This window comes from Streptomyces sp. NPDC058195 (assembly GCF_042883525.1).
Lineage (GTDB): Bacteria > Actinomycetota > Actinomycetes > Streptomycetales > Streptomycetaceae > Streptomyces.
Map to the genome: position 1 here is coordinate 204341 of NZ_JBHVVM010000013.1, position 10875 is coordinate 215215.

General features: G+C 73.0%; 10 protein-coding genes. 5 read left to right on the plus strand and 5 right to left on the minus strand.

All coding sequences use genetic code 11. The features are described 5' to 3' along the window. Positions 1-61 precede the first annotated feature (61 nt). The gene (locus ACFVWY_RS18640; RefSeq protein WP_389873342.1) at positions 62-2593 is read left to right on the plus strand and encodes a SpoIIE family protein phosphatase; all 2532 of its coding nucleotides are present in this window, start codon (positions 62-64) and stop codon (positions 2591-2593) included. 247 nt (positions 2594-2840) lie between these two features. Here ACFVWY_RS18640 and ACFVWY_RS18645 read toward each other — a convergent pair whose 3' ends face one another. Continuing rightward, the gene (locus tag ACFVWY_RS18645) at positions 2841-3905 is read right to left on the minus strand and encodes a lipoate--protein ligase family protein (RefSeq protein WP_389873345.1); all 1065 of its coding nucleotides are present in this window, start codon (positions 3903-3905) and stop codon (positions 2841-2843) included. 253 nt (positions 3906-4158) lie between these two features. Between ACFVWY_RS18645 and ACFVWY_RS18650 the strand changes: the two genes are divergently transcribed. Together ACFVWY_RS18650 and ACFVWY_RS18655 are read left to right on the plus strand one after the other, a co-directional pair. Beyond that, the gene (locus ACFVWY_RS18650; protein ID WP_389873348.1) at positions 4159-4503 is read left to right on the plus strand and encodes a hypothetical protein; all 345 of its coding nucleotides are present in this window, start codon (positions 4159-4161) and stop codon (positions 4501-4503) included. A 132-nt stretch (positions 4504-4635) separates the two neighbouring features. Next, positions 4636-5283, plus strand: a complete 648-nt coding sequence (locus ACFVWY_RS18655; protein WP_389873351.1) for a PP2C family protein-serine/threonine phosphatase — start codon at positions 4636-4638, stop codon at positions 5281-5283. Between the two features lie 194 nt (positions 5284-5477). On the opposite strand, the gene ACFVWY_RS18660 is transcribed toward ACFVWY_RS18655, so the two are convergent. Then, positions 5478-6587, minus strand: coding sequence for a sensor histidine kinase (locus ACFVWY_RS18660; RefSeq protein WP_389873354.1), 1110 nt, complete (start codon positions 6585-6587; stop codon positions 5478-5480). Positions 6588-6634: 47 nt separating this feature from the next. Then, positions 6635-7330, minus strand: a complete 696-nt coding sequence (locus ACFVWY_RS18665; RefSeq protein WP_389873357.1) for a response regulator transcription factor — start codon at positions 7328-7330, stop codon at positions 6635-6637. 210 nt (positions 7331-7540) lie between these two features. On the opposite strand from ACFVWY_RS18665, the gene ACFVWY_RS18670 reads away from it, so the two are divergent. Both ACFVWY_RS18670 and ACFVWY_RS18675 read left to right on the plus strand, forming a co-directional pair. Then, the gene (locus tag ACFVWY_RS18670; RefSeq protein ID WP_389873360.1) at positions 7541-8200 is read left to right on the plus strand and encodes a M15 family metallopeptidase; all 660 of its coding nucleotides are present in this window, start codon (positions 7541-7543) and stop codon (positions 8198-8200) included. Positions 8201-8241: 41 nt separating this feature from the next. After that, positions 8242-9342 (plus strand): endonuclease/exonuclease/phosphatase family protein, encoded by a 1101-nt coding sequence (locus ACFVWY_RS18675; protein WP_389873362.1) that lies wholly within the window; start codon positions 8242-8244, stop codon positions 9340-9342. On the opposite strand, the gene ACFVWY_RS18680 is transcribed toward ACFVWY_RS18675, so the two are convergent. Further along, positions 9330-9563: a twin-arginine translocase TatA/TatE family subunit gene (locus ACFVWY_RS18680; protein ID WP_389873365.1), complete on the minus strand. Its 234-nt coding sequence runs from the start codon at positions 9561-9563 to the stop codon at positions 9330-9332. The two genes, ACFVWY_RS18675 and ACFVWY_RS18680, sit on opposite strands and share 13 nt — an antisense overlap. Next, positions 9563-10546 (minus strand): sporulation protein, encoded by a 984-nt coding sequence (locus ACFVWY_RS18685; RefSeq protein WP_389873368.1) that lies wholly within the window; start codon positions 10544-10546, stop codon positions 9563-9565. The genes ACFVWY_RS18680 and ACFVWY_RS18685 overlap by 1 nt, the downstream gene beginning before the upstream one ends. Positions 10547-10875 lie beyond the last annotated feature (329 nt).

Below are 10875 nucleotides of genomic sequence, written 5' to 3' on the forward strand. Positions count from 1 at the left end.
TGCTCGCGCCTCACCGCCCGAGGCGGGACCATGGACAGGGAACGGAGGGGTGGTGGCCAGCATGGCCTGTGCAGGCCCGCGACCGGAGCCGGGCGCCGAACCCGGCCGGTCCCGCGTTTCCCGGTACGTCCACGACACGGCGGGCGACGCCACGGTGGTGGTCACCGGGACCGGAAGCGTCGTCGGCTGGACGCGGAGTGCCCAGGACCTCCTGGGGTACCGCGCCGACGAGGTGGTCGGGCGGTCCGCCGGATTCCTGCTCGACATGCCCGACGACCCCGTCCGGGTGTCCAAGATCGCCGAGCGGTGCCGCGCGGGTGTGGGCTGGCGGGGCGTCGCCGACGTGCGGCGGCGCGACGGCGGCCGGATCGAGCTGGACCTGCGGGTCTCGGCCGCCTTCCACCTGGACGGCCGGGAGTGCTTCCTGGTCACCGGACGTGAACGGCGGCCGGAGCGGATCGTCGGGCAGTCCGTGCTGGACGCCTTCCTGGCCGGATCGCCCATCGGCATGGCGGTGCTGAACACGGACCTGCGCTACGTCTGGATGAACGAGACCCTGGAACGCTTCAGCGGCGTACCGCACGAGCACCGCGTGGGCCGCACACTGGGCGACGTCCTCCCCGGGCTGGAGGCGGAATCCATCGAGACGCTGATGCGCGGCGTGCTGGACACCGGCGTGCCCGTCATCGACTACGAGTACCTGGGCTGGACCTGGGCCGATCCGCACCGCGAGCACGCCTACTCCACGTCATACCTGCCGCTGACCGACGGTGACGGGCAGGTCACCGGCCTGTGCTACATGGTGCTGGACGTCACCGACCGGTGGAACGCCCAGCAGCGCCTGGCCCTGGTCAACGACGCCAGTGCCAGCATCGGTTCCACCCTCGACGTCCTGCGCACCGCGCAGGAGCTGGCCGACTTCGCGGTGCCGCGCTTCGCCGACCTCGTCCTGGTCGACCTGCTGGAACCGGTCGTCAGCCCCGACGACCCCGGTACCTGGCCCCCCGGCGTCGGCCTGTCCGCCCCCGAACTCACCCGCACCGCCACCACCGACGCCGCACAGCCGAGCGCCGCCCCGCGGGCGGGGATGCGCCGGGCCGGGATGCGCTCCGTACGCGAGGGCTGCCCGGAGGCCCTCAGCCGCGTCGGCGAACCGGTCGACTTCCTGCCCCCGCCGCACGACCTCCGGTTCCTCGTCGAGGGCGAACCCGTCCTCATCCCGGTACTCGACCCCGACGACCACGCCTGGCTGGCCGACCAGCCCGCCCGGACGGCGAGCATCCGCGCGCACGGACTCCACTCCCTGATCTGCGTACCGATGCGGGCCCGGGACACCGTCCTCGGGCTGACCACCTTCATCCGGTCCACGAACCCCGCCTCCTTCGAACCGGACGACGTGCTCCCGGCCCGCGAGATGGTGGCGCGGGCCGCCGTGTGCGTGGACAACGCCCGCCGCTACACCCAGGAGCACCACTCCGCGCTGACCCTCCAGCGCAGCCTGCTCCCGCACACCCTGCGCGGCGGGACGGCCCTGGACGTGGCCTCCTCCTACCTTCCGGCGGATGCCAAGGACGGCGTCGGGGGCGACTGGTTCGACGTGATCCCGCTGTCCGGCGCCCGGGTCGCCCTGGTCGTCGGCGACGTCGTCGGCCACGGCATCGGCGCCGCCGCCACCATGGGCCGCCTCCGCACCGCCGTGCACACCCTCGCCGACATGGACCTGCCGCCCGACGAGCTCCTCGCCCACCTCGACGACCTGGTGCTCCGCCTCAGCGACGAGGAAGCCGAGGGCGACGGGCGGGGTGGTACCCCGGTGCTCGGCGCCAGCTGCCTGTACGCGGTGTACGACCCGGTCACCCAGTGGTGCACCATGGCACGGGCCGGTCACCCGCCGCCCGTGGTCGTGGCCCCGGACGGGCGGGTCAGCTTCCCCGAACTGCCCGCCGGGCCCCCGCTCGGCCTGGGCACGATGCCCTTCGAGACGGCCCGGATCACCCTCCCTGAGGGCAGTCTGATCGGTCTCTACACCGACGGGCTCATCGAGGGCCGCGACCGGGACGCCGACCTGGGCATGTCCCGCCTCGGCGGCGCCCTCGCCCAGCGCGGCCTCTCCCTCGACGCCCTCTGCGCGACGGTCGTGGAACAGCTCGTCCCGGTCCCGCAGCCCGACGACGTCGCCCTGCTCCTCGCCCGTACCCATGAACTGAGCCCCGACCACGTGGCGTCGTGGGAGATCCCCACCGACCCGGCCGCCGTCGCCGGGGCCCGCGCCGAGGCCGCCCGGCAGCTGAGCGCCTGGGACCTGGAGGAACTGGCGATGACCACCGAGCTGATCGTCAGCGAGCTCGTCACCAACGCGGTGCGCTACGCCACCGGCCCGATCCGGCTCCGTCTGCTGCGCCAGTCCGTCCTGACCTGCGAGGTCTCCGACACCAGCAGCACCTCACCCCGGCTCAGGCACGCCCGCACCACGGACGAGGGCGGCCGTGGCCTCTTCCTCGTGGCCCAGCTCACCCGGCGCTGGGGCACCCGCTACACCCCCGACGGCAAGATCATCTGGACCGAACAGGAACTCCCGGCCACGCCGCCCTGATGCCCAGCGGGTGCGGGGCGCCTGCCTGCGGCGTCGCGGGGGTGCGGCACGCGCGCTGCATGGCCTCGGCGCGCAGGCCGGTGTCCTGGGCGAGGGCCGGGCGCGGCACGCGCGGCAGGGCCGCCGCGCCCACGTGGCTCCGCCAGCAGGGCGCTCCGGCGCCTCGCGCACGCACGCACCGGACCCCGCTCCCTCTCCCGCACCCATCTGGTCGGACACCCCTGGACCGGCTGCCCCGCGGGGCTCCTCACGGCACCCGGGCGATCCAGTCGTCGGTGGCGAACTTGGTCCGCACCAGCGTCTCGGCCTGGGCCATCTCCTCCGCCGTCACCTCGCCGGTGGCCAGCCCGTAGCGGTTGCGGAAGGAGGTGATCATGTTCTCGATCACCTGCTCCCGGGCGAGGCCGGTCTGGCGGCGGAGCGGGTCGACGCGCTTCTTGGCGCTCCTGGTGCCCTTGTCGGAGAGCTTCTCCTTGCCGATGCGCAGGACTTCGAGCATCTTGTCGGCGTCGATGTCGTACGACATCGTCACGTGGTGCAGCACGGCTCCGGGGCCGCCCTCGGGGCCGACCATGCGCTTCTGGGCGGCACCGGCGATCTTCCCGGCGTCGGTGGCGATGTCGTTGAGGGGCTGGTACCAGGCCTTGATGCCCATGTCGCCGAGCGCGCCGAGCACCCAGTCGTCGAGGTAGGCGTAGCTGTCGGCGAAGGAGAGGCCCGAGACCAGCGACTCCGGCACGGACAGGGAGTACGTGATGGTGCTCATCGGCTCCACGAACATGGCCCCGCCACCGGAGATGCGGCGCACCACGGTCATCCCGTGCTTGGCCGCCCCCTCGGGGTCGACCTCGTTGCGCAGGGACTGGAAGCTGCCGATGACCACGGCGGGCGCGGCCCATTCCCAGACCCGCAGCGTGGGAGCCCGCCGCCCGGCGGCCACCTCGGCGGTGAGGACCTCGTCCAGGGCCATGTGCAGGGCCGGAGCCTGTGGTTCCGTGTGCACCAACTGCCAGTCGTAGTCGCTCCACTCGGTCGCGTGGGCCAGCGCCCGTCGCACCGCGATGCCGACGCCCTCCGCGGTCAGCCCGAACATGACGGCCGACTCCGGCAGCGCCGCCGTGATCCGGGCGGCCAGACCCGCCGCGTCCGTCGACGAGGGAGCCCCCTCCAAGGCCTTGTCGATCGCGAGGATCGCCTCGTCGGGCTCCAGGAAGAAGTCCCCGGCGACGCGCACATGGCGCAGCACACCGTCCTCGACATCCAGATCCACGACGACGAGCTTGCCGCCGGGCACCTTGTACTCGCCATGCACGGTTTCGGTCCCTTCCAGGGCGCGGTACGGCCGCTGAGCCCGTTGCTCCGACATCGGGAAATACACGCCCATCATGCGCATCGCACTCTAATGCTCACGCGTGGCGCGTGACCGCGCAGCCCCGGAGCCGCTGGAACGGGACGCGGACGTGCCGCCGGCCGGGACCACCGCGTACCGCGTCGCCGAGGCGGGCCGGAACCCGCGCACGGCTCTGCTTCGACTTCGTCCCGAATGAGGCATATACGCTACTTATGTGAATCCTTCAGGCCGATTCCGGCGCCTTGCGGGCGGCAGCTTCGGGGAGAGGTTCGTCTTTCTGGCGCCTCTGGTGCTGACCGCCGTCATCACCGTCCTGGCGCTCATGACCCCGCGCGGCTACTACTTCAGCCGGTTCCTCTCGCTCGCCCCGGCCTTCGCCGCCGCGCTCTGGCCGGTCGCCGCGACCGTGGCCATCGGGGGGCTCGCGGCCGTCATCAACGTGGCGATCGCCGTGTCGTTCGGTGAACTGTCCGACAGCTCGGGCACGTACCTGTTCACCCTCGCGGTGATCGCGGGCTCCACCGCGGCCGCCGCCCTGGCCAGCTACGTGCGCCAGTAACGGGAACGCACCCTCGCCGAGGTCCGCTCCGTCGCCGAGACGACCCAGACGGTCCTGCTGCGCCCCCTGCCGCACCGCCTCGGCCGACTGAGGATCGAGGCCCTGTACCTGGCCGCCGCCGCGCAGGCCCGCGTGGGCGGCGATTTCTACGAAGCGCTCGAAACGGACCACGGGGTCCGCCTGGTCATCGGAGACGTGCGGGGCAAGGGCCTCCCGGCGGTCGGCACGGCCGCCACGATCGCCAGCTGCTTCCGGGAAGCCGCGTACGACGAACCGGACCTGGCACGGCTGGCGCACCGGCTGGACATCAGCATGAGCCGCTACGCCGCCCTGCTCCCCACCGACCGGACGGAGCTCTTCGCCACGGCGCTCCTCGTCGAGATCCCCGGCGAGGAGGCCGTCGCCAGGATCGTGAACTGCGGACATCCCCTCCCCCTGCTGCTCCGCGCCGGAACGGTCCGGGAGGTCGCCCCCACAGCCCCCTCACCCCCCATCAACATGGGTGAACTGCTGGGGGAGGACTACCGCATCGACACCGTTCCCTTCGCCGCGGGGGACCAGCTGCTGCTCTACACCGACGGCATCACCGAGACCCGCGACCAGACGGGCGCGTTCTTCCCCCTGGTGGAGCACGCGGAGCAATGGGACGCGGACTCCCCGTCCCGGCTGCTCGGGCAGTTGCACACCGATCTGGTCCACTACAGCCGGGGCCGTCTCGACGACGACATCGCGGCCATCGCCGTCCGCGCGGTGGCCGGTACGGAGCCGGGCGAGCCGTGACGCGCCTCTCCCGGTTCCGCCCGCCCGCCGCGGAGGGCAGCTGAGGCGGGCTGGCCGCGGCCTGGCGGGGCCGCGCGGCGGGGAGGCGTTCCCCTTCTCCGGGCTGAGAACGGCAGCCGCCCGCCGGGCCGAGCGGTACCCCCGCCCGGCGGCGAGCTCCTGGCCGAGGAGGGCGACGTACGCCCTGGTCGCCGTCAGGCAGTCGTCGGCAGCGACACCCGTACGGTGAGGCCGCCGCCGGGGTTGGCGGTCAGGGCCAGCTCCCCGTGGTGGGCGCGGACGATGCCCGCCACGATCGCCAGGCCGAGGCCGTGGCCGCGACGGGTGGGGTCCTGTTCGGCCAGACGGCCGCCGTCGCGCAGGAAGGGCTCGGTGAGGCGGTCGACGGTGCCGGACAGGGGCGGCCCGGTGTTGGTCACGGTCAGCAGGGCGTGGCCGGGGCGCGCCGGGTCGGGGCCGGTGGCCAGCGAGAGGGCGCCGTCGGCCGGCAGGTTGTGGCGTACGGCGTTGTGGAGCAGGTTCAGCACGAGCTGGCGCAGCAGTACGCCGTTGCCGGTGACCGGTGCCGGGCGGGTGTCGGTGCGCAGGGTGATACCCCGGGTGCGGGCCTCCTCGCGTACGGTGCCGACCGCGCCCAGGGCGGTGTCGGCGAGGTCGAGGGGTTCCACGGCGGGCGGGGTGTGGTCGAGGGCGGCGAGCTGGAGCAGGGCGTCGGTGATGTCGATGCCGCGCTGGTTGGTCTCGCGGAGCCGGGAGACCAGACGGCGGTAGTCCTGTCCGCCGGGGTCGGCGACGGCCACGTCGAGCATGGTGCGGCTGACGGCGAGCGGGGTACGCAGCTCGTGCGAGGCGTTGGCGGCGAACCGCTGCTGGGCGTCGAAGGAGTGCTGGAGGCGGGCCAGCATGTCGTCGAAGGTGTCGGAGAGCTCGGTGAACTCGTCGCGCGGGCCGGTCAGCCCGACGCGGTGGTCCAGAGAGCCGCCGGCGGCCCGGCGGGCGGCCCGGGTGATGTCCTGGAGGGGGCGCAGCACGCGCCCCGCGATGAGCCAGCCGACGCCGAGCCCGACGAGGGCGAGGAGCAGCAGGGTGACGGCGGACGCCTTGGCCAGGGCGCGGAGGATGTCCGGACGGGTGGCGATCGCCGCGGCCTGGGGGTTCACGTCGGCCAGCGGGTAGTACGGCACGAAGCGCATCGCCAGGTAGACCACGATGAGGGTGAACGCCCCGGCGACGACGACGAACAGCGCGTAGGTGAGGGTGAGCTTCATCCGGGCGGTCAGCCGACGCGGCCGCGGGGACCGCACGGGCCCCTCCGCGGCGCTCCGCGTCGGCCCGCCGCGCGTCGCGCGCGTCACCGCCCGCGCCCCGTCGAGCCCAGGGAGGCGGCCGCTTCGGCGAGGCGGTAGCCGACGCCGGGCACGGTGTGGATGGTCCAGGGTTCCCCGAGCCGTTTGCGGAGCGTGGACATGATGATGCGGACCGCGTTGGTGAACGGGTCGGCGTTCTCGTCCCAGGCCCGTTCCAGCAGGGTCTCCGCGCTGACGACGCCGCCCCGCGCGGTCATGAGGACCTCCAGGACCGCGAACTGCTTCCTGGTGAGCGCCACGAACCGGCCGTCGCGGAAGACCTCGCGCCGGAAGGGGTCCAGCCGGATCCCGGCGTACTCGAGGACGGGCGGTGTGCTGTCCTTGGGCCGCCGGGCCAGGGAGCGCAGGCGTACGACCAGTTCCTTCAGGTCGAAGGGTTTCGTCAGGTAGTCGTCGGCGCCGATCTCGAACCCGGCGACCTTCTCGTTGATCAGTCCCGCCGCGGTCAGCATCAGCACCCGGCAGCCCAGGCCCCGCTCCACGATGATCCGGCACACGTCGTCGCCGTGCGTGCCGGGGATGTCGCGGTCGAGCACGACGATGTCGTACTCGTTCACCTCAAGGCGTTCCAGGGCGGTGTCCCCGTCACCGGCGATGTCGGAGGCGATGGCTTCGAGCCGCAGCCCTGCCTGCACCGCCTCCGCGAGATACAGCTCGTCCTCGACTATCAGCACCCGCATGACGGTCTCTCCTGCTCCACGCTTCACCGGACCGGCCACCGGCCCGTCGTACCGCCCCCGCGGAAACGGTACGGGTACATGGAAACGGTACGGGGATATCGAAAACGTATCGGGAAATCGAAACGGCCTGGCAACACCGTCCGCCGTTCACTCAGGGCATCGGCCCGCGGCACCCCGCCGCACGGCCCGGAACGCCCGGAGGCGACGACCATGCACGACGACCCCACCACGCACCGCCTCACCGGGACCGCGCGCCGCTTCCCCGTCCGGACCGCCGTCGGGGCGGGCGCGGCGGCGGCCGCAGTGGTGGTGCTGGCGGTGGTCTGGGGTACGGCGACGCCCCGGAACGCCCCGCCCGCACCGGCCGCCGCGACGGCGGACCACCGTACCGGTGGCACCGATGTCCCGCCGGACCGCGCGCTCGCACCCTCCGGCACCCGGTCCGCCGATGTCCCGCCGGACCGCGCGCTCACTCCCTCCGACACCCGGTACCCGGCGGTCGGCCGGCTGGACGAGCGCCTGCTGGAGGCCGTGCAGCGGGCCGCCAGGGACGCCCGCCAGGACGGCGTCGTGTTCCAGATCACCTCGGGCTGGCGCTCCGGGGAACACCAGCAGCGCCTGCTGGACGAGGCGATCGAGAAGTACGGGAGCGCCGAGGCGGCGAGGCAGTACGTGAACACCCCGCGGAAGTCGGCGCACGTGTCCGGCAAGGCGGTCGACATCGGCCCCACCGACGCCGACGACTGGCTCATCCAGCATGGCTCCGACTACGGGCTGTGCCAGGTCTACACCAACGAGATGTGGCACTTCGAGCTGCTCACCAGCCCCGGCGGCGACTGCCCGGCCCAGCTGCGGAACGCGGCCGGGTGACCGGCCCCCGACCTGCCCATCCCTTTTCCCGAGGACATGACATGGCCGATCCGCGCGAGGATCTCTTTCCGGACACGTACATCGGGGGCGCCTTCTTCGACCCCGTCGCAGAACCGTCCGCTCCGGCCGGACCAGGCCGCCGCCTTTGGCACGTGGGCCGTGTGCGCGACGTCTGGCGCGAGCGCCGCCTCCGGCGCGGGGACCTGCTCCTGTGCGTCCTCGCGGCGGTGCCCGGGTGCCTGCTGCTCGGGCACGCGCTCGTGCCCGACGTGCCGGGCAACCCGGGCGGCCTGCTGGAGACCGTGCTGCCCTGGACCGGCCTCGCCGCGGCGGTGCTGCTGCCGGCCGCCCTGGTCCGCCGGTCCGTCGCGGCCGTCGTCGCCGCCCTTCTGACCGGCGCCGTGTGGTGCGTCGTGTTCGCGCCCCTGTTCCTCGGCGCTCACGGTGAGGCCGAGCCGGATCTGACCGTCGTCACCCACAACGTCAGCGCCGCCAACCCCGACCCCGCCGCGACCGCCCGGACCCTGCTCGCCGCCGACCCCGGCCTGGTGGCCCTGGAGGAGGTCACCGACGACACCCTGCCCGCGTACCGGAAGGCGCTGGAGGGCAGGCTCCCGTACTCCGCGCACATCGGGACCGTCGCCCTGTGGAGCCGGTACCCGCTCACCGAGGTCCGGCGCGTCACCATCGACCCCGGCTGGAGCCGTTCCCTGCGCGCCCTGGTCCGGGGACCGAACGGCCCGCTCGCCGTCTACGTGGTCCACCTGCCCTCGGTCCGCGTCGGCGCGTACGGCTTCGCCACCGCCCGCCGGGACGGGACCGTCCCCGCGCTCGTCCGGGCCCTCGACGAGGAACCGCAGCGCAAGGTCCTCCTGCTGGGCGACCTCAACGGCACCACCGACGACCGCGGGCTCGCCCCGCTGATGTCCCGGCTGGCGCCGGTCGGCGACGGGGCGGGCGGCGGCTTCGGATTCAGCTGGCCCGCGGCCTTCCCGCTGGTCCGCCTCGACCACATCCTCACCCGGGGCCTCGCTCCCGTCGCGGCCTGGACCCTCCCCGCCACCGGCAGCGACCACCGTCCGGTCGCCGCCGGGCTCAGCTGGGTGTACGCCCCCGGGAGCGTGGCCGGTCACGGCTCCTGACGGGCCCCGGTGGTGTCGTGCCGGGCGACGGTCTCGCCGGGGATGACCCGGGGCGCCCCCGGTTGTGTCCCGGGGCCCGGGGGCTCCTTCATCGCCTTCGCCTCGGCCTTGAGGATGCGGGCCGACTTCCCCGCGGAACGGGCCAGTTCGGGGAGTTTCCTGGCGCCGAGCAGAAGGATCACCACGATCAGGATGACAGCGAGCTCGCTGATGCCGAACATCAGTCGTCACCGCCCTCGTCATCGTCGTCGCCCTCGAAGAAGTCCCCGACCTCGTCGACGACTTCGGCGGCGACCATGCCGCCGACGACGCCGACCGCGAGTCCGGCCGCGCCCACCGCGACGGCGGTGCCCAGGCCCGGACCGGAGCGGTGGCCGTCGTCGTGGTGGCCGTGGTGGCCGGCGTACGGCTCACCGTGGCCGTACGCGGAGCCCTCCGCGTACACCGCGTGGTGCTCGGCCAGCTGCCGGAGCCAGCCGTCGACGAGCTCCGGCCAGTCCTGGTGGTGGATGCCGTCGTGCGCGACGGTGAACCGGGTGAGCGCGTCGTGCCCGCCGCGCCGGTCGGCCTCCAGGACCACTTCCATGCCGCCCGCGGTGGCCAGGAAGGTCACCTCGATCTCCTTGAACGCGTACGCGTACTGCGGCGACGGGGACAGCTCGATCTCCTGGTAGAAGGGGAGCTGCTGACCGGTGCCGCCGATCCGGCCGTACTCCAGGTCCGCGGACTTGAAGCCGAAGCCGAGCCGTCCGAACGCTTCGAGGATCGCCTCCTGCACGGGCAGCGGTCCGACCACGAGCGGGTCGAGATCGCCCTTGTCCCTGGCCCCGGCGACCGCGAGCTCCGTACGGACGCCGAGCACGATGCCCAGGCCCTGTCCGTACAGCTCGGTGACCGGTGTCTCCCACGGCAGCATCACCGTGAACGGCACGTCCAGCTGTTCGCCCCCGGCCAGCCGGAAGCCGCCGCCGACGGTGAAGCGCTCGAAGGCCACGACGTGTTCGTCCTCGCCCTCGGCGTGTTCGGCCTCCACCCGGGCGACGAGTTCCAGCGTGATGTGCGCGATGTCGAAGTCGGCGTTCCCGCCCTTGAGCCGGACCTCGCCGGACAGCGGGCCGCCCGGAGCGGCCGCTCCGGTGGTGAGGACGGTGTCGACGGTGGGTCCGCCCACACCGAGCGAGCCGAGCAGTCGTTTGAACACCATGGAGGCGTCCACTCCCTTATGTGCGTACGGGGGAGTCCGGGAACACCGACGACGGCTCCCGTTCTCTACAGACGTGTAGAGCATAGGGCTGGCGAGGAGGCTTCCCTGGGCCAGGAAGGCCCGGGTGGCAGGAAAGTCCGAAAAAGATCGCTCAGGAGGTCCTACAGCCTGCTTGACGTGCGCGTTTTGCCGTGCTTTTACCGCGCTTCCGCTGTACGGAGCCGTGGGTGACACGGCCGTGGGAACGGGTGCGGGGCCGTACGGTGCGTGTGCACCGTACGGCCCCGTGCCGTGTGTCCCCCGGGTTCAGCCCTTGCGGGTGTTGATCT

Excerpts from the sequence above, each read along its gene's own strand:
- ACFVWY_RS18640 (WP_389873342.1), top strand. The coding sequence starts at position 62 with ATGGCCTGTGCAGGCCCGCGACCGGAGCCGGGCGCCGAACCCGGCCGG.
- ACFVWY_RS18665 (WP_389873357.1), bottom strand. The coding sequence starts at position 7,330 with ATGCGGGTGCTGATAGTCGAGGACGAGCTGTATCTCGCGGAGGCGGTG.
- ACFVWY_RS18670 (WP_389873360.1), top strand. The coding sequence starts at position 7,541 with ATGCACGACGACCCCACCACGCACCGCCTCACCGGGACCGCGCGCCGC.
- ACFVWY_RS18675 (WP_389873362.1), top strand. The coding sequence starts at position 8,242 with ATGGCCGATCCGCGCGAGGATCTCTTTCCGGACACGTACATCGGGGGC.
- ACFVWY_RS18680 (WP_389873365.1), bottom strand. The coding sequence starts at position 9,563 with ATGTTCGGCATCAGCGAGCTCGCTGTCATCCTGATCGTGGTGATCCTT.
- ACFVWY_RS18685 (WP_389873368.1), bottom strand. The coding sequence starts at position 10,546 with ATGGTGTTCAAACGACTGCTCGGCTCGCTCGGTGTGGGCGGACCCACC.